The sequence below is a fragment of the Flavobacterium sp. ALD4 genome (assembly GCF_002836475.1).
Lineage (GTDB): Bacteria > Bacteroidota > Bacteroidia > Flavobacteriales > Flavobacteriaceae > Flavobacterium.
Genome location: NZ_PJBJ01000030.1, coordinates 913,124 through 939,356, shown reverse-complemented (window position 1 = coordinate 939,356; position 26,233 = coordinate 913,124). Strand labels below are relative to the sequence as shown.

The window sequence follows — 26,233 nt, the reverse complement described above, 5'->3', positions numbered from 1 at the left end:
CTTATTTTATATTAAAATTTTATTCCTTTTACTATTTCACTTTCTGTCTTCTCTATTAATTCCTTAAAATCAAAATCACTCACTTTCATGGGTTTATGCACCGTAAAGGTAAGGCGATTTCCCAAGCCTAATGGAAAAAATCCGTATTTAAACACTTTCCAAGAATTATTAATACTTAAGGGAACTACATAAGCCGAGGGTGTGTTCTTACATAATATTTTTAAACCGGTTTGCGAAAATACTTTTGGCTTCCCTGTTTTACTTCGAGTTCCTTCCGGAAAAATAACTGCTGAACGATGGCTTTTTTCTATATACTCGCCAAGTCCTTTAATTGCAGGAATCGCTTGTTTAGAATCTTTCCGGTCAATTAATACAGAACCTCCGTGACGCAAATTGAAAGAAATACTTGGGATTCCTTTCCCTAATTCTTTCTTACTTACAAATTTACAATGAAATCTTCGTAAATACCAAATCATTGCAATGATATCGTACATACTTTGATGATTAGAAACAAATATGATTGGCGCATTCTTAGGAATTTCATCAATATTTTCAAATCTATAGCTTGTACCCAAAAGATTACTCCATTTTAGTAAAATAAAATTCATGTAGTCCACAGTCTTTTTATGGGCCTGGTATCCAAAAACATTAAAACAAACCCATTGAATGGGGTGAAAAATGACCAACGTAAGACCAAATAATAGATAATAAATTGCAGATATGGGATACGATATTATTTTTTCCATGCTTAATTTGTTAACCACAAAAGTAAGAAATATATTTTTACCGCTATTTAATTCCTAAACAATAATAGACTTGGGGTTTAATTGTACCTTTGTTGACTATAATCCTTGTCTTTTAATAACAATGAATTTCACTTATCCAAAAAAAGAAAAACTAAAAAGTAAAATCACAATTGGACTATTATTTTCTGAAGGGAAATCTGTATCTAAATATCCGTTACGACTCGTTTACCATTGCGGGCATTCAAGCGATGATCAAAAAATAAAAATGGGTGTTTCTGTTTCAAAGAGAAACTTTAAAAAAGCAGTGGACCGAAATTATTTCAAACGCGTCCTTCGCGAGACCTACCGTCTCAACAAACATATCATTTCTGACAATCTAAACACACCCTGTTCTTTCATGTTCTTTTATCAAACCAAAGAACGCTTGTCTTATGAGGAGATCAATACTAAAACCATCCAGCTGTTTGAAAAATTTATAGCACAGCACACTAAAGATAATCACGTAGAAATAGATAAAGACCTTGAAAAAAAATAGTTCTCTCTTGTTTTAAACCACTGAAAAGAGATTCCTTATCTTCCTGTTCCATTATTGATGATTTATTGCTAATTTAGTGGTCCATAAATCAAGACCATGATTCCTATATTCAAAAAAAGATATATCATTCCTGTTGTAGCCTCGGCACTTTTGTTTTTAGGTGCCAGTTTCAAAAACGACTTTTTTGAAATAGCAAAACAAATAGAGATATTCACGACACTTTTCAAGGAATTGAACACTAATTATGTTGACGAAACAAATCCCGGGGACTTAATGGACAATGCCATCAAAGGCATGTTAGCCGGCCTGGATCCCTATACTGTTTATTTCAATGAGCAGGAAGTGGTGAAGTTTAAAATAAACAACACCGGAGAATATACCGGAATTGGTGCTTTAATCACCCGAAAAGAAGATAAAATAATCATTCGCGAGATTTACAAGGACTTTCCTGCTGATAAAGCCGGTTTTAAGCCCGGAGATGAAATCATCCAAATAGGAGATGTTCTTTTAGCGGACTTTAAAGACGATGCCTCCCAACTCATGAAAGGGGCAAAAAACACCAAAATCGACGTCAAATACATCCGTCAGGGAAAAACAAATACGGCACAAATTATTCTTGATGAAGTCGAAATAAAATCAGTTGTGTTTTTCTCTAAAATAGATGAAAAAACAGGGTATATCGTCTTGGCTCATTTTAACAAAAAAGCCTCCTTTGAAACCAAACAGGCATTAGAGGAACTAAAGAGACAAGGTGCTGAAAGAATTATTTTAGACCTAAGAGGAAATCCAGGAGGCTTGTTGAACGAAGCGGTAAACATCTGCAATCTCTTTGTGCCGAAAAATGAAATCATCGTAACCACAAAATCAAAGAACGAAAAACACAACAACACCTATAAAACAACAATGGAACCGGTAGACACTGAAATTCCATTGGTTATTATTATAAATGATAAAAGTGCTTCAGCATCAGAGATTGTTGCCGGGGCACTACAGGATTTGGACCGTGCTGTTATAGTGGGAAGCCGAAGTTTTGGAAAAGGCTTGGTGCAAAAACCAATAGAATTAATGTATAATACCCAGTTGAAAGTAACGATTTCTCGATATTATACGCCCTCAGGCCGATGCATTCAGGCCTTAGACTATGCACATAAAGATAAAAATGGAGCAGCCATCAGAACCGATGAAAAAAACTATAACAGCTTTAAAACCAGAAAAGGAAGAAGTGTTTATGATGGTGGTGGCGTCTTACCAGACATACAACTTGAAGAAACGAAAACAAGCTCCATTGCAAATGCCTTGCTGAAAAATGACGGAATATTCAATTATGCTACTGCCTATTACTATGAAAATCCAAATTTAGGAGAGCAAATACCTCCTTTTACCAATGCGGACTACTTAAATTTCAAACAGTTTTTAAAAACTCAGAAAATCTCTTTTGACACGGAAACAGAGCAGGCATTAAAAAACACTTTGGCTATGGCCAAAAAAGAAAAGATTGACGGTACTATTATTACGGAATACCAACAACTCCTTTCAGCACTTCAAAAAAGCGAAGAAACACTATTGGATAAAAACCAAGAAGAAATTAAAGGTTTAATTGTTGATGAAATCATTAAACGATACCAGTATCAGGAAGGGCTTTACCGGTATTATGTAAAAACAAATTCCGAAATAAAAAAATCAGTCAGTATTTTAAGCAATAGTGTTGACTATAAAAACATCTTAAAAGTTTAATTTTGAAATATTTTAAGATCATAGCCTTACTAGCCTTTGGCTGCCTGAACGCTCAATCAAAAAAAGTGGAAACCGTATATTTTGATTTTGATAAATACGGCCTTGACAGCAAACAGCAACAAACCATCTTAGATTTTATTGCAAAGGCAGACATTTCTAAAATAGAGTCCGTTCAGATCTATGGCTATTGTGATGATCGAGGAAATGCTGATTATAATTATAAACTATCAGAAGAAAGAGTCGGTACTGTTAGAAATCTGCTGACTGCTAATGGTTTAAATAAAAATAAAATTGTAATTATTGAAGGAAAAGGACGCGTAATTTTAACTGATGATATTTTAGAAAATGTGGGTGAAATACGCTCAAAGAACCGGCGTGTTGACTTGGTGCTTGTCCAGAAAAACAGTTTTGGAGAAGGATTATACAATTCCTTCCATGATCACCATACCGTAGGAGACCGCATTTACTTAGAAAAGATATATTTCCCTTTAGGAAGCAGTATGTTAAACGAGCAATCTAAACAAGAATTAGACAAAATCGCAAAAATTCTTGACTCAAACAAAAGCATTGAATTTGAAATCATAGGCCATGTATGCTGCACTCCCAGTCATTACCATGACGCCATCGACCGGGCAACTAATGAGAGAAAATTATCTGTAAATCGCGCCAAATCCGTTTTCCTATATCTAATAAATAAAAATGTCAACAGCTTAAGAATGTCCTATAAGGGTGTTGGAAATAAATTCCCTTTGGGAAAAGGGGAGGAATTTGATAGAAGAGTTGAGTTTCTTATCACTAAAATATAACTACTCCCTTTTCATATCAATGTGTGGAATATCGTCTTCTAGGTACATTTCACTGATTTGTACAAATCCGTGGCTTTCATAGAATTTCTTCAAATATAATTGAGCTCCAATGGTTATTTTACTTTCATCGTAATGCAATGCTATTCCAGCGATGGCTTCCCGCATCAAATCATGCCCCCATTTTCTATCACGGTAATTAGGGTCGACAACCACTCTTCCTATCGAAGCGTTATCAAAACTGATTCCGGGTTTAATAAGTCGCGCATGAGCCACCACTTTTCCTTCAAACTCTGCAAAAAGATGCAACGCCAGCTTGTCTTTACCGTCGAGATCGAGGTAGACACAGTTTTGCTCCACTACAAAGACCTCACTCCTTACTCTAAGTAAATCATACAGTTCGTTAACTGTAAGTGCCTCAAAAGGCTTTATTTTCCATTGTATTGCCATGGATAGTTTATTTTATTTTAAAATTTAGATTTCGAAACTTACGCTAATTTATAATTCTTTTTTACGTACGGTAACTGATTTTATGATGGATTCCAATTGATGCATTAAATCCCGTTTTTCTTTCGATGGAGAGTAGCAGAACCCCTCCAAAAGTAGCACTCTATCGTTCTCTTCATCAAGAATTGCGTAATTAATAAAAGGTCCCGACATGAAATCATTCCTCAACTCCCAGGTTCCTTTCATCTCATACGTTAACTTACCGTCTAGTTTAATCTTAAAAAAATAAGGGGAATAGGCTTCTTCTGTAATCATATCTGTATCGGGTTCTTTTCCGTGAATGTATAAAGCACCTACAGAATCCCTCATTTTAATGATATTTGAAACCAAATTATTCTTGTTTTTTATGGCATTAAGCGGAACTTGATACAGTAACAAACTAGTGTTCCCACTGACTAATTCTTTCTTCAACCATATAAAATCAGGTTCTTGGACCATATATTCATAATCGGAAGGTACGTCTATATTGATATGGAATTTATTGGTGATTATTCTTGGATTAAGAAGTGCTTTTTTATTAATTCTTTGGCATTCCTCAATTTCTGTCCGACGAATAATTTGAATTATTTCAGGGCTGTGTTTTTCAAAAATTGCCAAGATATCAGCACCTGTTTTCCCTGAAATATGAAAGACATTTTGGGGTGAGGCATATTGGTCTTTATTTATGACAAAATTATTTTTTTCTCCTTTTTTTACTATAATGATGTTCCGGCTGTCCGTCATAAACCCTTCAAGTAGTTTAACAGGATATTGATTTATGGTAAAAAGAGGCTCTTCTTGCGGCAGACCGATTACAGGGGAAGCAAACTTATTTCTTATACTATCCCCTATCTCGCCGTTCCACTGCTGATCATCAATAATAACAGAGATGTTATTGACTTTTCCTGTAGTTTTTCGAATAACGTCGCTGCTTTCCTCTTTACAAGAAAAAAACAAAATGGAAATAAGGAGCACTAAAAAATGGGGTTTCTTCATTCTGATTGTATTATGTAATAAAACCCAAATTTATAGAAGTTATACCAATTTTAGTTATTAATTATTCCGAAAATTAATGGTTTAATGATAATAACTTGTGCCGATTTTGCGGCATAGTATCAAAGTAGTTCTCCCGATGTCTAGGGATTATTGGACTATATTGAATACCTAATCGGTATTCTACATATTATCCGCTGACTTTCAACTTCATTCCTGGTTTAATCTTTTCATCGCGAATATCGTTCCACTTTTTAATATCTGAAATCGTTACCCCCGGATGCTTTTTGGCTATGCTATACAAAGAATCTCCTTTTTGAACATAATAATCGGCTCCTGGTTTTGTAGAGACCGCGGCGGCATTATCCCTTTTTTTGAATGAATCTACCGAGGTTTTCGAAGTATTGATGGCAACTTCATTTTTTGCAACAATCAAAACTTTACCTAAAACGATGTTTTGACTCGATAACTGATTCCATTCTTTTAAATCGGCTAAAGAAGCACCAAATTTCTTCGCTATATTCCCAAGGTTGTCTCCTTTTTGGACTGTATATTCGATATCTTTCGGATCGGCTTCTGCGGTAGGATCCGCCTTAGCGTCGGTATTTATTTCCGCAACGGTTAAAGACGCCCCTAATTGAACCGTCGTAGTCAAGAGGTGGTTCCACTCTTTAATTTCAGCTACCGTAACATTATTTTTTTGAGCAATACTTTTTAAATTATCGCCTTTTTGAACAATATAAACAGTGGCGGTATACGCAGATAATGTATCTATTCTAACCTCTTTTATAATTTTAACTTCCTTCACGACGACTTTTACATCTGCGGAAGCAATCTCTGTTTTAGGCTCTTTCTTAACGGTTTGAACCACGCTTTCTGTAGTGATGATTTTTAAACTTTTTCCATAAGCGATGGTATTGCTTCTCAGTGCGTTCCATTTCTTAATTTCTGAAACAGCGACGTCATACTTGTTGGCAATCGTACCAAGGTTATCCCCTCGTCTTACTTTGTAATATTTTGTAGTGCTACGTCTAATTGTTTTTGTTTCGCTACTATTTTCGTCACTTTTCACTACCGCTCTTGAATTTTGGGAAGGATTTTCCTTTAGCTCTAACTCATGTTGGACATAAGCATACATTTTGTCTTCGTTCGAAACGAATGCTGCTATTTTCTCTGTCGGTAATCTCAAATAATGATTTTCGTCGTTGTAAAAAGGAATGATATTTAATTTGTAAGACGGATTCAGTAATTGCAATTGCGAAACGGGAACATCCAGTAAGTCCGAAACTTGTTTGAATGACATTTGCTTTTTGATCATTACGGTGTCAGTGGCAAAGTGCTGCACCACTGCTCTATCCGCTTTGATTCCGTGCTCGTTGTGGTATTCATATAAATACATGGTCGCTAAAAACGCTGGAACATACCCTTGTGTTTCTCTTGGAAGGTGTTTTCTGATGTCCCAATAGCTTTGTTTTCCTCCAGAACGTCTGATTGCTTTAGATACATTCCCAGGTCCTGAATTATAAGATGCCAATACTAACTCCCAGTCTCCAAAAATGGAATACATATTAGACATGTATTTTGCGGCAGCGGCAGTTGATTTCAAAGGATCACTCCTTTCATCAACATACGAATCGATCTTCAACTTGTATTGTTTTCCAGTTTGATACATAAACTGCCAAAGTCCTGTGGCACCCATTCTGGAAACTGCTTTCGGGTTTAATGCTGATTCAACAATAGACAGATACTTTATCTCCAAAGGCACATTTTGTTTGGCGAAAGCCTCTTCAAACATGGGGAAATAATACTCTGAAATTGCCATTAATCGCTCAAAAGAATGTTTCCTGTACTTCAGGAACGATTTAATTACATTTTCCAAACTCTGATTGTATTCAATCTTAAAAGGCGATTTTGCGTTCATGGCCTCCAACCTTGATTTCAACAATTCAGTAGGCAATTCATAATCTACCTTTTCGTCCATATTGATATTCTCAATATCAGAAGTGATGTCATTATACAACTCTAGATTGGTCAGTTCCTTCATCCATAAACTGTCCACACAAGCAGCCATTTCATCTTTTACGAAGGTCTTTTTAATGGAATCTAGGTAAGATAGATTTGTCTCCATACTAACAATTCCTTTGCTTTCTGCAACTTGTTGCGAAAACGAAGGAATTGATGTTAATATAATGAAGGATATTGATATGTTTTTTAAAGTCATATTTACATTGTTAACACACTTAATTCTAAACGCTTAAGGGATTGTTATTTTACAAACTTAATATGTTATAACTATAAACTTCTATAAAAATTGTTAAAACTGAATATCTAGTCTAAAATTGCTGCGATTCCTGGTAATACTTTACCCTCAAGCATTTCAAGCATAGCTCCTCCGCCTGTAGAGACATAACTCATTTTGTCCTCAAGACCAAACTGTTTTACTGCCGCTACTGAGTCACCACCACCCACAAGAGAAAAGGCTCCCTTTGCAGTGGAAGCTGCTATATATTTACCCAGTTCAGTAGTTCCATTAGCAAAATTTTCCATTTCAAAAACTCCTAATGGGCCATTCCAAAGTATCGTTTTAGATTCCATGATTACTTTTTCGAAGTTAGCCAATGATTTCGGTCCTGCATCAAGACCTTGCCATCCGTCAGGAATGGAGTCCACATCCACGATTTTAGTTTCGGCATCATTTGAAAACGCATTTGCGGCAACCACATCAACAGGAATATGAATTTGTACTCCTTTTTCTTTTGCCAATCTTAAAATTTCCAAAGCCAATTCCTGTTTGTCATCTTCACAAATAGAATCTCCAATTTTTCCTCCCAATGCTTTTACAAAAGTAAAGGTCATTCCACCACCGATAATCATATGGTCGACTTTGTCCAAAATATTTTCAATAACGGTGATTTTTGAAGACACTTTTGATCCACCAAGAACTGCTGTTACCGGTTTTTCGCTATTTTTTAATACTTTATTTAAACTCTCTATTTCTTTAGCCAATAATAATCCGAAACATCTTTTATTTTGAAAAAATTGCGCAATGATCGTAGTCGAAGCATGCGCTCTGTGCGCAGTTCCAAAAGCATCATTCACATAAATATCTCCCAGTGCCGCCAATTGTTTTGCAAAACCAACATCTCCCGCTTCTTCTTCACTGTGGAAACGTAAGTTCTCCAATAACAAAACCTCGCCTGGTTTCAATTCTGCAGCAGCATTTTCAGCTTCTTTACCAATACAATCTGAGGCAAACTGCACGGGTACTCCAAGCACTTCTGAAGTTGTCTTCAAAATATGTTTCAATGAGTATTTTTCTTCCACACCCTTTGGCCTCCCTAAATGAGACATCAAAATTACGCTACCACCTTGTGCTAAAATTGCATCTATAGTGGGTTTTGCCGCTTCAATACGAGTAGCATCGGTCACGTTAAGACTTTCGTCTAAAGGCACATTAAAATCAACACGTATTATTGCTTTTTTATTTTTGAAATCAAAATCATTTAAAGTCTTCATCAAGTCTGTTTTTAGTTTGTTTATTTGAAAGAATAACAAATATAGAATTTTAGATTATTAATAAATTCGGATAAATCAAAAAAAACTACTTTTAACCAACGAAATCGTTGTAATTCTACAAATAATTTATTTTATCACTATTTAAAATGAATTATTTTCAAGAAAGGGCGTCCGTTCCCGTTTTAAAATCAAAAACAAAATTTAAAGTCATTATAGAATCATCTTTTAGCAAACTTTGCCAACGAAAATTTTAGACTAACTCATTTTCTTATATCTTTGCTTCATGCAATTTTCTGAAATTTTAGGGCAAGAACACATTAAAAATCATCTGACAAAAAGTGCAGAATTGGGCCGGATACCGCACGCGCAATTATTTGTTGGGCCGGAAGGAAGCGGGACTTTAGCTATGGCGATCGCTTATGCACAATACATTTTATGCGGCAATCAAAACGGGGAAAACTCGGGTCCCAATGAAGCCTGCAACCTGAAATTCCAGAAAACATCACATCCCGATTTACATTTTGCCTACCCTACGGTAACTACTCCGAAAGTAGATAAAAAGCCTAAAAGCATAGATTTTATTGCCGATTGGAGAAAGTTCCTTTCCCAAACCCCTTACGGAGGGCTTTTTGACTGGTACGCAGTTTTAGGTGTAGAGAATAAACAAGGATTAATCAGAGTTGATGATGCACAAGAGATCTTAAAAACACTTTCTTTAAAATCATACGAAGGCGGTTATAAAATAATGATTGTCTGGATGGCCGATAAAATGAATTTAGATGCATCCAACAAGCTTTTAAAACTTCTGGAGGAGCCGCCCGAAAAGACAGTGTTCATTTTGATTTCCGAAAATGAGGAAGACATTATCCAAACCATACGTTCGCGCTGTCAGGTTTTGCATTTTAACGGTTTGAGCGAGCCTATAATAGCAGAAGCTTTGATCTCGCGAAAGCAGACCGACCCAAACATAGCGGCAAAAATCGCACATCAAGCACAGGGAAATTACAATATCGCGTTACACCTACTTCACGATGATAATGACGAATTTCCATTTGAGCAATGGTTTGTAACTTGGGTTCGGGCCGCTTTCAAGGCCAAAGGAAATGCAGCTGCAATCCAGGATTTAATACTTTGGAGTGAAAAAATCGCAAGCCTCGGAAGAGAAACGCAAAAGAAATTTCTAGAATTTTGCATCGAAATGTTTCGTCAAGCATTAATGATGAATTACGAGACTAAAGGATTAGTTTATTTTGAACCCAAAGTTGATAAATTCAAATTGGAAAATTTTGCTCCCTTTGTAAATGGCAATAACATTAACGATATCTTCAAAGAACTCTCTGACGCAATGTATCACGTAGAACGCAACGGAAATGCCAAAATTATTTTAACCGATTTATCAATCAAGCTCACACGACTAATCCATAAAAAATAAGCATATGAACAACGTTGCCTCCATCTTACTTTTAATTTTTTTAGCGATATCTTTTCTCCAATCCGGTTACGACAAACTGTTTTACTGGAAAGATAATGTCGACTGGCTAAAAGATCATTTTGCTAAAACACAATTACGAAATCATGTGCCATTGGCTTTGGCAAATGTTCTTGTATTAGAATTAATATCAGGTGTTTTGTGCATTGTGGGTTGTATCGAATTATTGGTAAACAACGGTAGAGTATTTGGTTTTTACGGCGCGCTCTTTTCTTGCATCACCTTACTTATGTTGCTTTTTGGTCAACGACTGGCAAAAGATTACGATGGAGCAAGAACTATTGTCATTTATTTTATACCGGCAGTAATGGCGGTGTACTGGTTAAATTAATAGACAATAATAAATCGCTACGGCCTTAAAGTTCATAGTTCAGCTACTTAAAGTAGGCGCAGCTCAAAACTTGCCAGAGCTTACAAGACTAAATCATGTTAATCGTCTTAATCTAGGACGAAAAGGCTTTTAAAAGCTACTATGCTCTAAAGTACATAGTTTTAACTATTTTTGCTACAAATAAAAGAAAAAAGTAATTACATTTACATATAAAATGAGACCAAAACATCCTTCCGAATCTTTGACAACATTAACTGATTTAGTGTTGCCCAGCGAAACAAATCCTTTGAATAATCTTTTTGGTGGTGAATTATTAGCTCGCATGGATCGTGCAGCAAGTATTGCTGCGCGAAGACATTCCAGAAGAATAGTGGTCACGGCATCCGTGAATAGCGTAGCTTTTAATAGAGCCATTCCGTTAGGCAGTGTAGTTACTGTCGAGGCTAAAGTCTCCAGAGCTTTCAAAAGTTCTATGGAAATTTTTATAGACATATGGGTAGAAGACAGAGAATCTGGTAATAAAACGAAGGCTAATGAGGCCATTTACACTTTTGTTGCAGTAGATGACACGGGAAGACCGGTAGAAGTACCCCAACTAATCCCGGAAACAGAACTAGAACAGGAACGTTTTGATGCGGCCTTAAGACGCAAACAACTCAGTTTGGTTTTAGCCGGAAAAATGAAGCCAGAAGATGCTACAGAATTGAAGGCCTTGTTCATATAAAAACAATCATTTGACACTGTCTTTTTTTCCTAAAATCAGAGGTTCAAAAAAAACATAAAAGTAAAAATTCACATCATAAAAAGAAGTATTTTTACTAAAACATACGATTACTTTTAAATGAAATTTTCAGGATAATAATCCATCCTGTTAGTTTGTTACAGATAGAAAAACAATACAAATAGATGAAAGAAAAGGTAAAAGAGAAGATGAGTACAGAGAAAGAAGCTAAATTAAAAGCGCTACAACTTACGCTTGACAAACTGGATAAAACCTACGGAAAAGGAACTGTAATGAAAATGGGCGATAAAGCCATTGTAGAAGTAGAAACTATTTCTTCAGGGTCTTTAGGAATCGATTTAGCATTAGGAGTTGGTGGTTACCCAAGAGGAAGAGTTATTGAAATATACGGTCCGGAATCATCTGGAAAGACAACATTAACACTTCATGCTATTGCAGAAGCTCAAAAAGCAGGTGGAATAGCAGCTTTTATTGATGCGGAGCATGCGTTCGACAGAAATTATGCTGAGAAATTAGGGGTAGATATTGAAAACCTTATTATTTCTCAACCAGATAATGGAGAACAAGCATTAGAAATTGCTGAAAACCTAATTCGTTCAGGGGCAATTGACATTGTTGTTATTGACTCCGTTGCTGCTTTGACTCCAAAAAGTGAGATTGAAGGTGAAATGGGAGATTCCAAAATGGGACTTCATGCGCGTTTAATGTCTCAAGCATTAAGAAAATTAACTGGAACAATTAGCAAGACTAATTGTACGGTTTTCTTTATCAATCAATTGAGAGAGAAAATTGGAGTGATGTTCGGAAATCCTGAAACGACTACCGGTGGAAATGCATTAAAGTTTTACGCTTCAGTACGTTTAGATATACGTCGTTCTACGCAAATTAAAGACGGGGACAGCGTACTAGGTAATAGAACTAAAGTGAAAGTGGTAAAGAACAAAGTAGCACCGCCTTTTAAAATTGCTGAGTTTGACATCATGTACGGTGAAGGAATTTCAAAAACAGGAGAGATTTTAGATCTTGCCGTAGAATTTGAAATCATAAAGAAAGCAGGTTCTTGGTTCAGTTATGGTGAAACCAAATTAGGGCAAGGCCGTGATGCGGTAAAATCGTTGATTAAAGACAATCCGGAATTAGCTGATGAACTTGAATTAAAAATCAAAGCTAGGATAAAAGAATTAGCAGACGCATAAAACTAAAAAAGAGTTGGCCATGGCCAACTCTTTTTTTATAATTTATATTTTGCAAGCATCAGTTTTTTCTCGTTTGATTCATTCTCAAACTGTACTAACTGAGCATAAATAACATCACGAACTTCCTCCCTGATATGTCTCCTGTCTACCGCCGTTTTTCCAAAGGTTTCAATTTGTTCGTGTATTTTAACCCGCATTAATCCGGGACCACCGCTAAAAAAAGTATAGGAAAGTCTCTTTTTATTATCGGCAAAACTGATAGGTACTATTGGAATTTGATGTTCAATCGCAAGTCGGAATGCGCCGTCTTTAAACGTATCCAAAAGTAGAGATTCATCATCAGGAACGCCGCCTTCAGGAAAAATACAAACGCTTAAACCGCGGTCTAATCTTTTCTGAGCCTCATTAAAAACTTTTAAACGGCTTTTAGAACAACCCCTGTCTACCAAAATACAGGTTCTTTTATAGAAAAAGCCAAATAACGGAATCTTACCCAACTCCACTTTTCCGACAAAAACGAAAGGGTTTTTAATCGTTGCGAGCATTAACATAATATCAGTCATAGAAGTATGATTAGCCACAATCATATAGCTTTTGTCCGGTTCTAATACTTGGGTTTTTTCGATTTTATAGTAAAAACCCATTCCGAAGAGAATAAATTTCGCCCAAATGCGTGCCATTTTAAAGTAATACGGATAGCCTTTTTCAGAAACTATAGACACTAATAAAAACGGCAACATAATCACTATGGGGATAGTAAATAAAACGTAAAACCACATCCGCCATAAAGTCCAGAAGATTATTTTGATTCCTTTCATGACGTCAAAAGTAAGGAATCGAATGTTATCATTATTATAAAGTTTCGATTTATAGAACCAGTCAACTTATTAGTATTTCACAAATCCACACAAAAAAAGACTCAAAGATGCGCAAAGAGCATCTTTTATTAGATTTTGCATCTCTTCACTCCGGTTTTACTCCGTTATCCTTTGTGTAATTTTGTATGATAATTGAGTTTTGAAAAAACATACAAAACTAATTCTACAAAACTTCGCGAATTATCTTCGCATCTAAACGCTACGAACCTTTGTGTAAGTTTTTAAAAATTACCTCAAAAAAATAAAAAACTTTGCGAACTTTGCAATCAAGAAAAAAATACAATGGCTAAAATACTTACAGGCGTTCAAAGTACAGGAACTCCACATTTAGGAAACTTACTGGGCGCAATTATACCGGCAATACAATTGTCGAATGACCCTAAAAATGAATCGTTCCTTTTCATTGCCGATTTGCACTCTATCACGCAAATAAAAAATGGAGAATTATTAAGAACAAATACTTATAGCACAGCCGCCGCTTGGCTGGCTTGTGGATTAGATGTTAACAAAGTGGTTTTTTACAGACAGTCAGATGTGCCGCAAACGGCGGAATTGTCGTGGTATTTGAGTTGTTTTTTCCCTTTTCAACGTCTGACATTAGCGCATTCATTCAAAGATAAAGCCGACAGACTGGAAGACGTCAATGCCGGATTGTTCTCCTATCCTATGTTGATGGCTGCCGATATTTTATTATACGATGCACAATTGGTTCCCGTAGGGAAAGATCAGTTGCAACATCTTGAAATCACTCGCGATGTGGCTTCAAGATTCAACCATCAAATGGGAGAAACCTTTGTCATTCCAGAAGCAAAAATTCAGGAAGACAATATGCTGATTCCCGGAACTAATGGCGGAAAAATGAGCAAATCTGCCAATAACATCATCAATATATTCCTTGACGACAAAGCATTGCGCAAGCAAGTCATGAGCATCGAGACCGACAGCACGCCACTGGAAGACCCAAAAAATCCCAAGACCTGTAATGCATTTGCTATCTATAAATTATTGGCTAATGAGGAGCAATTGGCCGCAATGACTGCCAACTACCTAGGTGGAAATTACGGTTATGGGCACGCCAAACAAGCTTTGTTTGAACTAATTTGTGAAACATTCAAAATCGAAAGAGAAAAATACAACTACTACATGAACAACCTCCCTGAAATAGACGAATTGCTTAAAATAGGCGCTAATAAGGCTTCAACAGTTGCTCATGGTGTATTATCAAGAGTAAGAACTAAACTAGGCTTTGAAACCGCTTAATTTCTAAGATTAATAACATCAAAACCCCTTTCCACTCAATACGGAAAGGGGTTTTGTTTTATAAACTAATACAAGCTATTTACACGAAAAAAATACTATTTCACAAAAACTTATATGGCTTATATGGTAAAAATCATATCGCCTCAAACAATTTCCCCGGCAACGGCCTGACCACGCCTTTCAGCTCCATATTCAAAAGCATTCCTGAAATTTTATAAATGGGGAAATCACAACGTAAGGCAATGATATCCATCAATTCCTTTCCGGTTTTCAGCAGATAATCATAGACTTTCTGTTCATCGTCCTCCAGCGTCACAAACAACTGTTTCTGAACGGATTTTGATTCCTTCTGAATATCCCAATTCAGGATGTAAACCAAGTCGGCGGCGCTGGTGAGCACATTCGCTTTCTGTGTTTTTATGAGGTTATTGCAGCCCTGGCTGTACTTGTCGGTTACACGTCCCGGAACCGCAAAAACATCTCGGTTGTAATCGTTGGCCATGTTAGCGGTGATCAATGAACCGCCGCGATCAGCTGATTCAATTACGATAGTTGCCTCAGACATTCCCGCAACGATTCGGTTTCTTCTTACAAAATTTTCTTTGTCAGGATTAGATGTACTCCAGAACTCGGTCATGAAACCGCCATTCTCTTCTACTTTAGCAACATATTTTTTATGTATTTTGGGATATATTTGGTTCAATCCGTGTGCCACCACTCCTATCGTCTGCAGATTATGTTCCATAGCCAATTGATGCGCCACGATATCTACGCCATAGGCAAAACCACTTACGATAATGGGATCCAGCGGTGCCAAATCCTCTATTAGTTTTCTGCAAAATTCGGTTGCGTAAGAAGTGATGTGGCGCGTGCCCACAATGCTGATTATTTTTCGGTTTTTTAAATCGATATTTCCAGAAGTGAATAATAAAAGTGGTCCGTCAATACAATGTTTCAATCTGTCTGGATACTTTTCATCTTGAAAATAAACGGCATTTATATCATTGAATTTGATGTACTCCAGTTCTGCATTGGCTTTGTCAAAAACAGATTTGTCTTTTAGATTTTTAAGAGTCCACGAACCCACACCATCAATGGCGGCAAGTTGCGTGGTTTTTGTTTTGAAAACTGCCTCGGCAGAACCGCAATGAGTAAGTAGTTTCTTGGCCATGATGTCGCCTACGCCTTCCACTCTTTGCAATGCCAATAGATAAAATAAATCTTGTTCTGTCATGCTAATTATTTGTAGTTGAAATGTATAAAAAAATTACACAGATTGTTAATAAAAATTGTGAATAAAATTTTGATAAGTATTTTGGTTGTATAACTTTGTATACATGAATATCGAACCTTACATCGCGCAGCTTTTATATCGTTATCAATGTGTTACCGTTCCTGGATTCGGTGCATTTTTGACTGAAATCCAATCGGCTCAGTGGGTTGAAAGCGCTAATTCCTTTTTTCCTCCAAAAAAGATGATCTCTTTTAATGCTAATCTGAAAAATAACGATGGCCTTTTAGCCAACCATATTGCTCAAGCAGAGAAAACCTCTTATGATTATGCCGTAAGCGCTATTCAGTACGAAGTGTTGAACTGGAAAAAGGCATTAGAGGCAAATGGCAATTTTTCGATAAAAAACATTGGAGACATCAGTCTTAACACAGACAATAATATTGTTTTCAAACCTTTTGACCAGACGAATTATTTGTCGAGTTCTTTCGGTTTAAGCGCCTTTGTTTCTCCGGCTGTAAAAAGAGAAATCTTCGAACAAAAAATAGAAGCATTAGAAGAGAATACCGTAATCACTTTAGACACTGAAGAAAGAACCGGTCGTTCGTATTTAAAATATGCCGCCATTTTTGTTTTAGGACTAGGGTTAACCGCGAGTGTTAGTTATTCCGTATATCAAAACCAAATCGCCACCGAAACTGTACTGGTTGAAACAGCCGTTCAGAAACAGGTAAATAATAAAATTCAAGAAGCTACTTTCTTTATAAAAACCCCAATACCGGCAGTAACTCTTTCTGTAAAAGAAAGTAAAATGTCGTATCATATTGTGGCAGGCGCTTTCAGAGAAGAAAAAAATGCCGATAAGATATTCAAACGTCTCTCTGACTTAGGATACAAAGCCAGACGTATCGAAGCCAATAAATATGGCCTATACCCTGTGCTTTATGGCAGTTATACCACCTATGCAGAAGCAGATAAAGCGAAAAAAGAAATTCAGAAAACAGACAATCCGGAAGCTTGGCTTTTGATTGAGTCTCTATAATATAAAAACCTTGATGGTTTAAACTACCCCCAAAAAGCGAAAAGCTATTTGGGGGTGTTTTTTTAGAAGCAATCTCCAGCTATCCGCTTTATCTCTTGCGGTCTCGTAAAAAAACGAGAGCACAAGAGGATGCCGCTGCTATCTGGGCTAGGCATTTGGAATGGCTATGATGTCTGGTATCCAAATAGGCTTTTTTAAGTGGTTTAGAGTGTGATTGTTTGTTTAAACATACACAATGTCGCCTGAAGGCAAATCACGCCCTAAAAGCTCTGTTTTAATCTCCGTTAGCGGAGTTGGTGGTTGCGGTACCTCCTGTAGTGCAATAGTAAACGAGTATTGATTCAGTTTACGGGGATGAAATACAATTTCGCGCTATCCGAGTAGTTTAGTCACTAGGGATTATGTTTGAAGTATTTAATCTCAACTACAGCATTTCCTAAAAACAACTCCATAAAAAAGCAACCCTTTTACAGGTTGCTGTGTTTTAAGAACTGCGTCGCAAACGCTACATTTTGCATCTCTAACAAAAGAGCATCAACAGATTTAAATTTGATTGTTAAATAATCGCACTAATTTGAAGTTCTCCAACAACATTAGTGTAATTAGGTATATCTGCCGCAAATTTTGCTGCGTGAGGCGCAAAAGAGGACTGAAAAGACTCCATAGAATCAAATGTCAAATGTCCTATTGCCACATAAGGTGCTAATTCGCCGGGTACCCTGCCCCCCATTCCTACATTCAATTCCATACTTATTAAAGCATCTCCTAAAGATTCAGCTATCATGGGAAGGTGAGAGTTTTTATAATAATCAACATCAAAGGTCGTCTCTGGACCGTTTGGATACATTATGCTTACTTTTATCATACTATTTTTTATTTTATACGTTTAGATTTTATTGAACTTTTTTCATCAAATGCCTCTTTCATTCACAAGGTTAAATGCTTTCAGCTATTTACTTATAACGCCATTGTTTAGAAATTCTTAGTCATTAAGTTCATTATCATTGATTGCCCCTTTTGGCAACATATTCAGAACCATTGAATTCACTATTCTACTTTTTCTCAAATCTGGTTTTACGATCACCGCCTTATGGAACACACCTAAGGTTTCCGGAGCGAACTTTGGATTGCTGTTATTGATCAAAACAATTGTATAGGTATCGCTTTGATCTAAGTTTACTTTAGTGGTATAAGGCGCTAGTTCTGACTCTTCATCTTTAAATATTGGAGTGAACTTTTTAAGATAATCCTTTGTTGCAGCGTTGCTTTCATTCGCATATTTATAATAATCCGCTATGTGCAACTCGCTTTCTATTTCACTTTGTTCGTATCCCAGCATCAAAAAAAATTGATCGGCGGCATTATCTACGTGAAAAGGGGTATTGACTTGCTGGTCAAAACGTACAAGCCAATGATAGCTTAATTTTTTGTTGTATTTAACAGCAGTGAACTTTGATAACTCATGCTTAAGATGCACCATAATCGACCTAAATTGGTAAGGCGTTAAATCTTTCCCGAAGTCAAGATGAATAAAGCCAACCTCATTTGTATTTGTTCTAAATACATTTTTGATACATTGCTGCGTTATCTCTTTTATGTTGATATCCTGTATTACCATGCTGATTAAGTTAGTTCTGCTATTAAAAACCTTCTCTAAGACTGTCACTAAATTTACTATAACCCCATGTCAGCTTTGTAAAAGATTCATCTGTTACTGGGCCATTCCAAGTATCTTTTTAATGTTTTCGATTCGCTGGTAATAAGATACCGTCACTGTCTTTCTATCAAAACTTCATCAGTCTTTAATAAACCCGTATATTTATAAAAGCTCACTAATTTGAACTTGTGGCTGAACATTCGTAAAGTTTGGAAGATCGGCCATAATCTTTTCGGCATTTGCTCCAAAAGAATGTTCAAACGACTCCATAGATTCAAAAACCATGTTCGCTATTACGACATAAGGCGCCGGTGTGTCAGGAGCACCACCAGCAACTCCCATATTTACATCAGACGAAATTATAGCATCACCCAGCAAATCTACAAGTAATTGCCCGTGTTTAGTTACGTAATATTCTTTATCAAATTTTAAACCCACTGTGTTAGGGTATAGTACGGTTAATTTTATCATTGTTTCTGTCTTTAATATTTAATTTATTTTTAATATTCTATTTTGAAATATCCGTTTTGTTCATAGATTATTATTAATTCCGTTCCATCTTTCTTGTACTAAAGCAAGCTTTCTTTTTGTTAAAAAAACCATTTCTTTTGTATTTATTTAGAAGAGAAGTGCAATATAATAAAGTCTGAACTTATCTTGTAAAGATATTAATTTATAGTTCTGCTAAAATTTGGCGTATCATTTGATTGGTAAATCCCCATTCGTTATCATACCAGGTCATTACTTTTAATAAATCTCCGTCAACAACTCTTGTCATACTCAAATCAACTGTTGAAGCGTAAGGGTTCTTAACGATATCTGACGACACTAAAGGTTCCGTGGTCGTTGATAATACGTTATTGTATCTTTCCGTCGCAGCTTCTTCTTCAAAAATTGCATTTATTTCTTTAACCGTTACAGGACGTTCCGTTACAAAAGTTAAATCTGAAATAGAACCTACAGGAATAGGAACACGCAAAGCAACTCCATCAAATTTACCTTTAAACTCAGGCAATACCTTTGTTGTAGCGATAGCAGCTCCTGTTGATGTTGGGACTATATTGTTAGCTCCTGAACGCCCCATTCTAAAGTTCTTTTTAGAAGGTGCATCAACTATTGCTTGTGAAGCTGTGTAAGCGTGAATTGTTGTCATTATAGCTTTTTTGATTCCGATTCTACGCCCAAGGACTTCAACTACGGGGCTAATATTATTTGTGGTACAACTTGCACAAGAAAAGACATCTGTTTTTCCGTCTGCAGAATTAACACCGTGAACTACATTTGGTATATCTTCGCTTTTTGTAGGCGCAGATATTATTACCGATTTGGCCCCTGCTTTAATATGTTTTTTTGCATCCTCACTTGCTGTAAAAAAACCTGTGCTTTCAATTACTACATCAATATTGTTTTCTTTCCAAGGTAATTCTTCTGGATTACGAACTGAATTATATTGAATCTTCTTACCATCTATAATAAGGTTTTTATCATCAAACGTTACTTCCTTTTCATATACACCATAAACAGAATCATATTTAAGGAGGTATGCAATGTTTTCTGCAGAAACGATATCGTTTACTGCTACTAATTCCAAATTTGGTGTGTCCAATATTACTTTGAGTGCGGCTCTTCCTATTCGCCCCATCCCGTTAATTGCTATTTTTTTCATTTTTTTGGATTTAATTAAATTAAATTTCGAATATTATTCAGGAGAGGTTTCAAAATAAAATCGCTTTCTTGTCCTACTTTGTTATTCGGAGAAATCTACCATTATAACATTATCGGAGAAACTTTGATAAGCCGCTTCAATTTGCTTTGCCATTTCATCTGGAAATAAGTGAAAATCACCTGCTTCAAGTGCACTAATAATTCCTTCAGAAACGACTGTAGTAGCGGCAGCATTTTCAAAACCTGCGGCAACTGCCATAGCTGTCGCAACCGGACCAGGATGAACACTTAATACAGTAACTCCTTTTGCTCCTAACTCTGTTCTTAATGCTTGTGTCAATGAATATGATGCCGCTTTTGAGGCAGAGTAGGTAGAAAGATGGGGAAAGTTTTTAACAGACGCTATAGAGTTCATCTGAACTAAAGCTCCTTTATTTGCTTCTAATGTTTTAGCAAAAGCATTAGCCACACGTAGTAAACCGAAAGCATTTACTTCTAATTGAAAAGCAAAATCTTTTTCTACATCTTCACCAAGGATTGATTGAGGAGTACCTACACCTGCATTGTTTACTACAATATCCACATCAATCGCTTGCTGCGCTAATGCTTGGACTGATGCCGTATCAGATACATCTGCCTCAACGGTAATTACTTTATCCCCAAATTTTTCTTCTAAATCCGTAGTTGAATTTACATCACGGACGGCCAAATATACTTTTTTAGCTCCGTGATTTATCAACGATTCTACTATCGATTTACCAATTCCTCTGTTTGCACCTGTTACTAAAGCGACTTTGTTTTGTACTGAATAACTCATAATTTTATTGTTTAAATATTTTAATTATTTATTTTTATGGATTTCTATACCTGTAACACTATTACTATTTGAAAACGATAGTAAATAATTGTATGTAAAGCTGTTACACTCAAATTTACCGATTATAAATTGACGGATATGTGTTTTTATGTTTTCTTTAGGATTATTCATAAACACTGATAGTTTATGAGGAACTAGGTTTCAGTCAACGTATTTGTATTCCTCAAACCTGATAAAGTCATTAATAAAAGCTGATATTAGACGGTAAACATCTCGAATCGTGTAAGTAACTACTTCGATTAAATAACTCCTTTCCTATACCTAAAATATATTAGTCATATTCTACGGTTGCTCCAACTCACAAATACTTTTTCGATTACTTTTCCGTTAACGGTTACTTTTCCAACATAACATACATACGTTAAAGCATAGAGTCGATTGGCTATTTAAAAATGTAATGATTTGTAGCAAAGGTACTTATATAATTATGTTGTTTTCTATTCCAACACAATGATTTAGTATTCCGATTTCTTGGCTGTTTAATTCTCTAATAAAGTCAAAATTGATTTTATTTTCAGATAAATCGACGGAAAAGGATTGTCACTTTATCTTGTATTTAGCAGGAATTTCTTGAGTACTTTAACCCCGCTTTTTTTGCTTCTATCTACTAAATCTTAGTTTAGGCTAATTCCAGCGCAAATGCTCTTCAGACCTCCTAAAATCAGACTATTACTAAAGCACGATTTTAGCGCTTTACTTTTAAATTTTGCCGCTTTCAATGTTTATAAAAACAAGTCACAAACCTAATTATATTTACTAATCAGTCGATCCCGCAGCCCGCGCTGAGTGGAACTCTTTTTTGTGCGGCGAAGCCAAACAAAAAAAGCGGGAACGGAGGGCGGATGAGCTGCCCAATTAATTATATTACAGTTAGTGACTTGCTATTATTTTTAATTATTTTTTCCAAGCGAATTTTTGGAAAGCTGCATCCACCGGCGTGTTTGCGATATGGTTGGTGTAGTTACTGATTACTTTTTGAGACAAACCTAGGATTATTTCCAAAACTTGTTGCTCACCATAACCTGCTGTGTAAAATGCTGCCAATTCTTCTTCAGCAACATGACCACGGTTGCGAACAATTGATAATGTCATGATACGTAAAGCTTCTAATTTAGGGTTAGCCAAAGGAGCTTCGTTACGCAAAGCTTCCGTAATCGCGTCGTCTACTTTCATCATTGCAGCGATACCTGTATGCGCTGGCACACAGTAATGACAAGCATGTTCCACGTTGATTGATTGCCAAACCACTGTCAATTCTTCTTCATTGAAAGAACTGTTTACAAATAATTCGTGTAATTGTTGATACGCATCAAGTATTCCTGGAGCTCCTGCCAAAACGCCGTGCAATCCCGGAATCATTCCGTATGCTTTTTGAGATCCTTCTAATAATACTTTACTTGCTTCTGGAGCAGATTCGATGTTATGAACTTTTAATGTTGTCATGATTTTAATTTTAATTTATTAGTATTTAAATCTAAGCGAACGCTTAGTTTGTGGTCAAAAAAAAGCTTAGATTTTTCTGAAAGTTAATTCAATGTAATCTTCGATTTCTTTAGTATTGTTTAATCTTGATGCTGCAGCTAAACCGTGTTTTGCTAATAATAAGTAGTTCGCTTGCTTCTCAATGCTTACTTCGTCTTTTGCATTATCCGCTCTTAATTTCGTAATGAAAATCGTTTTAAGATTATTCATGAATTCGTTCATTTGCCCGCTGATGATTTGATCCTCGGTATCTGCAAATTCATTGTAGGTGTTGGTCAATAAACAACCTTTATGATCCCCTAATTCTGATGGCATTCTTACTGAATCATAGAAAAAAGCTTTTATGTCATTTACCCCGTCTGTTCCGTTTTGTAATTTTTCGAAAATAGAATATATTTTAGTTTTATAACACTTTAAGCTTTCTAAGAAAACGCCGTGTTTGTTTCCGAAACTTGCATAAATAGAAAATTGGTTGATACCCATTTCCTTTTCCAACATACGTACAGAGGTATTTTGATACCCATTGCGCCAGAACAAAGACATTGCCTTTTCTATCACTTCTTGTTCGTTATATTGTTTATTTCTTGCCATTGATTATTAATATGGTACAAAACTAAGCAGTTGCTTTGAAATAAAAAAACGTTTAACAGACTTTAACATTTAATCTAAAAAGTAACGCAGCTCAGTTTACAATGAATCATTCCTCCCTATCCCACTCACGCAATCAAATTCTATTTTCGGGAGTTATATTGGCTCGCTTTCCGTCTACTTTTAAATAAATAAGCAAACCAACTGCCAAAGCTGCGCATATTGAAAAACCAACAAATAGTGGCAACGCCGTATCTGAAATAAATCGGCCAATAAAGATACTGATAGGAACAGCCATAATGGTAGAAATAAAACCGGTAACCGCTGCCGCAATACCTGCAATGTGTCCTACAGGTTCCATAGCCAGGGCGCGTAAATTTCCGAAAAGGAAACCAATACTAAAAAATTGCACCGCAAAAAACACCAACAAAACGCGAACATCGGGATTGGGAGTGTTATAAAACAAGCCAACATAGGCGGCCGACACTACAAAGAAGGAAATTAGAGCAGTGGTGACTAATTTTTCCATCCCATATTTTATAACCAGTATTCCATTAAAAAAAACAGCCGCACCTATAGCTATAGCTAATCCGGCGAAAATGAATGGAAACTCTTCTTTTAAATTGTATTGATTCTGGAATATTTGCTGTGAACTGCTCAGGTAAACCATAAAAGATCCTGTAATAAATCCTTGAATAATGGTAAAACCAATAGTTTTTTTAAATTTAATCACTTCTTTAAACTCCCCTATAAATCCCTTTCTAGTAAAAACTTTCTTGTTTTCAATCGATAAAGTCTCTGGCTGCCGTTTCCAAAACCAGAACGAAACCAGCATACTGATGATCACTTGAACATAAAAAATGCCATGCCAATTATAATAGTCCAATATAAATTTACCCATCGCAGGAGCAATCACTGGAACTAATATAAAAACTACAGTCACGAATGACATGATGCGCGCCATATAATCTCCGCTGTACATATCACGAATGATAGCGATACTTATTGTTCTGGGAGCAGAAAGGCCAGCTCCCTGCAAGATCCTTCCTATCACCATCATTTCTAAAGTTTCGGCATTTACGCAGATGAAACTGGCGCCTATAAACAAAGCAAAACCCATATAAACGACCGGCTTTCTCCCTAAGCTATCTGAAAGCGGACCGAAAACCAAAGGACCAAATCCAAGTCCAAGAAAGATCATCGTGATCAGCAACTGGTTATCAACAACATCTGTAGTGCCAATTGACACCCCAATAATGTCCAGTGCCGGTAATAAGGCGTCTATTGCTAACGCCACTACAGACATTAGTGACGCCATAAGTGCGACAAACTCAAATTGAGAAGTCTTTATATTTTTTTGCATCTGGCAAAAATAAGATTTTGAATTGGTTTCTGCGTTGTTTTATGGGATTGCAAGAGTCTTAAATTAAAAACAGTTAAAAAGAACCAAGCTCTAAATTTCGCCTTAAGTCGTACTATTTTATGACCGTTGATCGTTAAGAGCTTTGATCAGCTCCTCTTTTTACCCCATTATCTTTTTGATTTCACCCATTACAGAGCAGGAAGCCTTGACTGTGTTAAATATCGTTCCAAACTTTTCAATATTCTTATGAAGTAAATCAATGTTTAAGCTGTCGTCTTGACTGTAAACGCTCAATTCATAAATTATTTCATCCATTCTTGGCGGTTGCTTTAGGCGTGTTGCGCTCACTGTTATTTCGGCTTTCGAATATTCAAAATTCATTATGATGGAAAAACGTTCCACGTTTTTAAGAGCACAAGCTGCAAAGGAACCTAAATATAACTCTGCTGGGTTGGGCAAAATATCGGCTGTTTCAGGGGTAATCCCAAACATAATTTCGGATTCCTTGACGTTTACCGCAGCGTTCTTTGTTGCAGTCGCACTTGCTTTAATAGAATACTTCATAATGAATTCGTTTTGGTATTAAAGATCTGGAATGAACCATTTACTATTAAATATACAAAAAATATCGTATTACTCTTTGGTTAAGTTAGTTATAAACAAGCAGACACTGTAATCCTAGGTAGCAGTTCAGGTAACTATCAATCCTACTGTGGCGTGACTAAAAACAAGTATTAATTTAGTTTGCGGGCACGGAATACAATTCCTCGCTATCAATGCGGGTACAAATATATCCGCAAAGGCAGGGCTGCACTTTTATGTAAACCTATTTTTAAGACAAGACGCTTATTTAGTTCGAATTTAATATTTCAGCTGCTTTCAACACAAGCACTTCAGAAAACTCTCCAAAATAACTGATACAATCGCCTTTTTTAGAGATAACGCCAAAACTATTATATAAATAATGATGTTGAAAAAAGCGTCTTTCAATATGATTTCCAGGGTCTTGAATCCACTACTTGAATCCATCATTTTTACCATATAATCCAACGGTATCTTTATAAATGCATATAATTGTTGATTATTTTATTAATTCCTTTTTACATTTCGTTGAACGATTTTCTCACTTTTCCTCTAGTAGCAGAACCACTCGAATTCCACCAATCTTTTCCTGGGTAATAAATTATGACTATCGGTTTTGATGAATCAATCTTATTATTTGTTGCGGAACTTAGCAATAAATCAAGTATTTCTTTATTTTGTATCGTTCCTTGCTCCTCTCTAACTAAAAGAACTTTATGATTGATAGAATCACCTTGGATGTCCAAAAATTTATTTGTGCGTCTTATGTTTTCAAATTCTTTTTGAGTAAGTGGGTTATAATTTTGATCGAAGTATTTAATGACATTCTTTTCACTATTCTGATTTTGTGAGTATGAGAAATTTGAAATTAAAATAATTATACAAATTATTTGAAGTACTTTCTTCATACGTGATACCACTTTAAGATAGCTATGATAGACATCACACCCTATTCATATTCAAATATATAATAAATATCTTACTATTGGTAATTATATAAAACAAACTCCCTCCATAGCCCCGATAGCAGTGGAAAT

26 protein-coding genes are annotated in these 26,233 nt (G+C 35.9%); 9 read left to right on the top strand and 17 right to left on the bottom strand.

Annotated features, from left to right (window positions below; all coding sequences use genetic code 11):
- Window positions 1–11: 11 nt before the first annotated feature.
- Window positions 12–746 (bottom strand): 1-acyl-sn-glycerol-3-phosphate acyltransferase, encoded by a 735-nt coding sequence (locus tag CXF59_RS12880; RefSeq protein ID WP_101138154.1) that lies wholly within the window; start codon window positions 744–746, stop codon window positions 12–14.
- Between the two features lie 121 nt (window positions 747–867).
- On the opposite strand from CXF59_RS12880, the gene CXF59_RS12875 reads away from it, so the two are divergent.
- From CXF59_RS12875 to CXF59_RS12865, 3 genes are all read left to right on the top strand, one after another.
- The gene (locus CXF59_RS12875) at window positions 868–1,281 is read left to right on the top strand and encodes a ribonuclease P protein component (protein WP_101138153.1); all 414 of its coding nucleotides are present in this window, start codon (window positions 868–870) and stop codon (window positions 1,279–1,281) included.
- Between the two features lie 96 nt (window positions 1,282–1,377).
- A complete protein-coding gene (locus CXF59_RS12870) occupies window positions 1,378–3,015 on the top strand; it encodes a S41 family peptidase (RefSeq protein ID WP_101138152.1) in 1,638 nt (545 codons plus the stop codon).
- A 2-nt stretch (window positions 3,016–3,017) separates the two neighbouring features.
- Window positions 3,018–3,821 (top strand): OmpA family protein, encoded by an 804-nt coding sequence (locus tag CXF59_RS12865; protein ID WP_369828572.1) that lies wholly within the window; start codon window positions 3,018–3,020, stop codon window positions 3,819–3,821.
- Here CXF59_RS12865 and CXF59_RS12860 read toward each other — a convergent pair whose 3' ends face one another.
- The 4 genes from CXF59_RS12860 to pgk all read right to left on the bottom strand — a co-directional run bounded on the left by CXF59_RS12860 (window position 3,822) and on the right by pgk (window position 8,813).
- Entirely contained in the window at window positions 3,822–4,268 is a 447-nt protein-coding gene (locus tag CXF59_RS12860; protein WP_101138150.1) for a GNAT family N-acetyltransferase, read from the bottom strand. It lies immediately after the preceding gene.
- 48 nt (window positions 4,269–4,316) lie between these two features.
- Window positions 4,317–5,300 carry a DUF4837 family protein gene (locus CXF59_RS12855; protein WP_101138149.1) on the bottom strand — a complete coding sequence of 328 codons (984 nt, stop codon included), beginning with the start codon at window positions 5,298–5,300 and terminating at the stop codon, window positions 4,317–4,319.
- Between the two features lie 187 nt (window positions 5,301–5,487).
- Complete coding sequence (locus tag CXF59_RS12850) at window positions 5,488–7,518, bottom strand: LysM peptidoglycan-binding domain-containing protein (RefSeq protein ID WP_101138148.1); 2,031 nt, start codon at window positions 7,516–7,518, stop codon at window positions 5,488–5,490.
- A 107-nt stretch (window positions 7,519–7,625) separates the two neighbouring features.
- Window positions 7,626–8,813, bottom strand: coding sequence for a phosphoglycerate kinase (pgk, locus tag CXF59_RS12845; RefSeq protein WP_101138147.1), 1,188 nt, complete (start codon window positions 8,811–8,813; stop codon window positions 7,626–7,628).
- 283 nt (window positions 8,814–9,096) lie between these two features.
- Between pgk and CXF59_RS12840 the strand changes: the two genes are divergently transcribed.
- The 4 genes from CXF59_RS12840 to recA all read left to right on the top strand — a co-directional run bounded on the left by CXF59_RS12840 (window position 9,097) and on the right by recA (window position 12,571).
- Complete coding sequence (locus CXF59_RS12840; RefSeq protein ID WP_101138146.1) at window positions 9,097–10,245, top strand: ATP-binding protein; 1,149 nt, start codon at window positions 9,097–9,099, stop codon at window positions 10,243–10,245.
- A 4-nt stretch (window positions 10,246–10,249) separates the two neighbouring features.
- Window positions 10,250–10,633, top strand: a complete 384-nt coding sequence (locus tag CXF59_RS12835) for a DoxX family membrane protein (RefSeq protein WP_101138145.1) — start codon at window positions 10,250–10,252, stop codon at window positions 10,631–10,633.
- Between the two features lie 214 nt (window positions 10,634–10,847).
- The gene (locus CXF59_RS12830; RefSeq protein WP_101138144.1) at window positions 10,848–11,357 is read left to right on the top strand and encodes an acyl-CoA thioesterase; all 510 of its coding nucleotides are present in this window, start codon (window positions 10,848–10,850) and stop codon (window positions 11,355–11,357) included.
- A gap of 206 nt (window positions 11,358–11,563) precedes the next feature.
- The gene (gene recA, locus CXF59_RS12825; RefSeq protein WP_101138551.1) at window positions 11,564–12,571 is read left to right on the top strand and encodes a recombinase RecA; all 1,008 of its coding nucleotides are present in this window, start codon (window positions 11,564–11,566) and stop codon (window positions 12,569–12,571) included.
- Between the two features lie 35 nt (window positions 12,572–12,606).
- Here the strand turns inward: recA and CXF59_RS12820 are convergent, their stop codons facing one another.
- A complete protein-coding gene (locus CXF59_RS12820) occupies window positions 12,607–13,389 on the bottom strand; it encodes a 1-acyl-sn-glycerol-3-phosphate acyltransferase (RefSeq protein ID WP_101138143.1) in 783 nt (260 codons plus the stop codon).
- 342 nt (window positions 13,390–13,731) lie between these two features.
- Here CXF59_RS12820 and trpS point away from each other — a divergent pair, with 342 nt between their 5' ends.
- Window positions 13,732–14,709 (top strand): tryptophan--tRNA ligase, encoded by a 978-nt coding sequence (gene trpS / locus CXF59_RS12815; RefSeq protein ID WP_101138142.1) that lies wholly within the window; start codon window positions 13,732–13,734, stop codon window positions 14,707–14,709.
- A 133-nt stretch (window positions 14,710–14,842) separates the two neighbouring features.
- On the opposite strand, the gene dprA is transcribed toward trpS, so the two are convergent.
- Window positions 14,843–15,943, bottom strand: a complete 1,101-nt coding sequence (gene dprA, locus CXF59_RS12810; RefSeq protein WP_101138141.1) for a DNA-processing protein DprA — start codon at window positions 15,941–15,943, stop codon at window positions 14,843–14,845.
- Between the two features lie 103 nt (window positions 15,944–16,046).
- Between dprA and CXF59_RS12805 the strand changes: the two genes are divergently transcribed.
- Window positions 16,047–16,982, top strand: coding sequence for an SPOR domain-containing protein (locus CXF59_RS12805; protein WP_101138140.1), 936 nt, complete (start codon window positions 16,047–16,049; stop codon window positions 16,980–16,982).
- 556 nt (window positions 16,983–17,538) lie between these two features.
- Here the strand turns inward: CXF59_RS12805 and CXF59_RS12800 are convergent.
- From CXF59_RS12800 to CXF59_RS15480, 10 genes are all read right to left on the bottom strand, one after another.
- Window positions 17,539–17,847, bottom strand: a complete 309-nt coding sequence (locus tag CXF59_RS12800; protein WP_101138139.1) for an EthD family reductase — start codon at window positions 17,845–17,847, stop codon at window positions 17,539–17,541.
- A gap of 117 nt (window positions 17,848–17,964) precedes the next feature.
- On the bottom strand, window positions 17,965–18,600 hold the full coding sequence (locus tag CXF59_RS12795) for a hypothetical protein (RefSeq protein WP_101138138.1): 636 nt from the start codon (window positions 18,598–18,600) through the stop codon (window positions 17,965–17,967).
- 201 nt (window positions 18,601–18,801) lie between these two features.
- Window positions 18,802–19,110 carry an EthD family reductase gene (locus CXF59_RS12790; RefSeq protein WP_101138137.1) on the bottom strand — a complete coding sequence of 103 codons (309 nt, stop codon included), beginning with the start codon at window positions 19,108–19,110 and terminating at the stop codon, window positions 18,802–18,804.
- A 202-nt stretch (window positions 19,111–19,312) separates the two neighbouring features.
- A complete protein-coding gene (gap, locus tag CXF59_RS12785) occupies window positions 19,313–20,305 on the bottom strand; it encodes a type I glyceraldehyde-3-phosphate dehydrogenase (protein WP_101138136.1) in 993 nt (330 codons plus the stop codon).
- A gap of 81 nt (window positions 20,306–20,386) precedes the next feature.
- The gene (locus tag CXF59_RS12780; RefSeq protein ID WP_101138135.1) at window positions 20,387–21,121 is read right to left on the bottom strand and encodes an SDR family oxidoreductase; all 735 of its coding nucleotides are present in this window, start codon (window positions 21,119–21,121) and stop codon (window positions 20,387–20,389) included.
- Between the two features lie 954 nt (window positions 21,122–22,075).
- Window positions 22,076–22,624 (bottom strand): carboxymuconolactone decarboxylase family protein, encoded by a 549-nt coding sequence (locus CXF59_RS12775; protein ID WP_101138134.1) that lies wholly within the window; start codon window positions 22,622–22,624, stop codon window positions 22,076–22,078.
- Window positions 22,625–22,690: 66 nt separating this feature from the next.
- The gene (locus tag CXF59_RS12770; RefSeq protein WP_101138133.1) at window positions 22,691–23,254 is read right to left on the bottom strand and encodes a TetR/AcrR family transcriptional regulator; all 564 of its coding nucleotides are present in this window, start codon (window positions 23,252–23,254) and stop codon (window positions 22,691–22,693) included.
- A gap of 133 nt (window positions 23,255–23,387) precedes the next feature.
- Window positions 23,388–24,614 carry a multidrug effflux MFS transporter gene (locus CXF59_RS12765; RefSeq protein WP_101138132.1) on the bottom strand — a complete coding sequence of 409 codons (1,227 nt, stop codon included), beginning with the start codon at window positions 24,612–24,614 and terminating at the stop codon, window positions 23,388–23,390.
- 159 nt (window positions 24,615–24,773) lie between these two features.
- Entirely contained in the window at window positions 24,774–25,178 is a 405-nt protein-coding gene (locus CXF59_RS12760; protein ID WP_101138131.1) for an OsmC family protein, read from the bottom strand.
- 536 nt (window positions 25,179–25,714) lie between these two features.
- Window positions 25,715–26,104, bottom strand: coding sequence for a hypothetical protein (locus tag CXF59_RS15480; RefSeq protein WP_232758866.1), 390 nt, complete (start codon window positions 26,102–26,104; stop codon window positions 25,715–25,717).
- Window positions 26,105–26,233: the final 129 nt, after the last annotated feature.

What these genes read in the sequence shown, in the direction of transcription:
- CXF59_RS12880 (WP_101138154.1), bottom strand. Translation starts at nt 746, where the DNA reads ATGGAAAAAATAATATCGTATCCCATATCTGCAATTTATTATCTATTA.
- CXF59_RS12875 (WP_101138153.1), top strand. Translation starts at nt 868, where the DNA reads ATGAATTTCACTTATCCAAAAAAAGAAAAACTAAAAAGTAAAATCACA.
- CXF59_RS12870 (WP_101138152.1), top strand. Translation starts at nt 1,378, where the DNA reads ATGATTCCTATATTCAAAAAAAGATATATCATTCCTGTTGTAGCCTCG.
- CXF59_RS12860 (WP_101138150.1), bottom strand. Translation starts at nt 4,268, where the DNA reads ATGGCAATACAATGGAAAATAAAGCCTTTTGAGGCACTTACAGTTAAC.
- CXF59_RS12855 (WP_101138149.1), bottom strand. Translation starts at nt 5,300, where the DNA reads ATGAAGAAACCCCATTTTTTAGTGCTCCTTATTTCCATTTTGTTTTTT.
- CXF59_RS12850 (WP_101138148.1), bottom strand. Translation starts at nt 7,518, where the DNA reads ATGACTTTAAAAAACATATCAATATCCTTCATTATATTAACATCAATT.
- pgk (WP_101138147.1), bottom strand. Translation starts at nt 8,813, where the DNA reads ATGAAGACTTTAAATGATTTTGATTTCAAAAATAAAAAAGCAATAATA.
- CXF59_RS12840 (WP_101138146.1), top strand. Translation starts at nt 9,097, where the DNA reads ATGCAATTTTCTGAAATTTTAGGGCAAGAACACATTAAAAATCATCTG.
- CXF59_RS12835 (WP_101138145.1), top strand. Translation starts at nt 10,250, where the DNA reads ATGAACAACGTTGCCTCCATCTTACTTTTAATTTTTTTAGCGATATCT.
- CXF59_RS12830 (WP_101138144.1), top strand. Translation starts at nt 10,848, where the DNA reads ATGAGACCAAAACATCCTTCCGAATCTTTGACAACATTAACTGATTTA.
- recA (WP_101138551.1), top strand. Translation starts at nt 11,564, where the DNA reads ATGAGTACAGAGAAAGAAGCTAAATTAAAAGCGCTACAACTTACGCTT.
- CXF59_RS12820 (WP_101138143.1), bottom strand. Translation starts at nt 13,389, where the DNA reads ATGAAAGGAATCAAAATAATCTTCTGGACTTTATGGCGGATGTGGTTT.
- trpS (WP_101138142.1), top strand. Translation starts at nt 13,732, where the DNA reads ATGGCTAAAATACTTACAGGCGTTCAAAGTACAGGAACTCCACATTTA.
- dprA (WP_101138141.1), bottom strand. Translation starts at nt 15,943, where the DNA reads ATGACAGAACAAGATTTATTTTATCTATTGGCATTGCAAAGAGTGGAA.
- CXF59_RS12805 (WP_101138140.1), top strand. Translation starts at nt 16,047, where the DNA reads ATGAATATCGAACCTTACATCGCGCAGCTTTTATATCGTTATCAATGT.
- CXF59_RS12800 (WP_101138139.1), bottom strand. Translation starts at nt 17,847, where the DNA reads ATGATAAAAGTAAGCATAATGTATCCAAACGGTCCAGAGACGACCTTT.
- CXF59_RS12795 (WP_101138138.1), bottom strand. Translation starts at nt 18,600, where the DNA reads ATGGTAATACAGGATATCAACATAAAAGAGATAACGCAGCAATGTATC.
- CXF59_RS12790 (WP_101138137.1), bottom strand. Translation starts at nt 19,110, where the DNA reads ATGATAAAATTAACCGTACTATACCCTAACACAGTGGGTTTAAAATTT.
- gap (WP_101138136.1), bottom strand. Translation starts at nt 20,305, where the DNA reads ATGAAAAAAATAGCAATTAACGGGATGGGGCGAATAGGAAGAGCCGCA.
- CXF59_RS12780 (WP_101138135.1), bottom strand. Translation starts at nt 21,121, where the DNA reads ATGAGTTATTCAGTACAAAACAAAGTCGCTTTAGTAACAGGTGCAAAC.
- CXF59_RS12775 (WP_101138134.1), bottom strand. Translation starts at nt 22,624, where the DNA reads ATGACAACATTAAAAGTTCATAACATCGAATCTGCTCCAGAAGCAAGT.
- CXF59_RS12770 (WP_101138133.1), bottom strand. Translation starts at nt 23,254, where the DNA reads ATGGCAAGAAATAAACAATATAACGAACAAGAAGTGATAGAAAAGGCA.
- CXF59_RS12765 (WP_101138132.1), bottom strand. Translation starts at nt 24,614, where the DNA reads ATGCAAAAAAATATAAAGACTTCTCAATTTGAGTTTGTCGCACTTATG.
- CXF59_RS12760 (WP_101138131.1), bottom strand. Translation starts at nt 25,178, where the DNA reads ATGAAGTATTCTATTAAAGCAAGTGCGACTGCAACAAAGAACGCTGCG.
- CXF59_RS15480 (WP_232758866.1), bottom strand. Translation starts at nt 26,104, where the DNA reads ATGAAGAAAGTACTTCAAATAATTTGTATAATTATTTTAATTTCAAAT.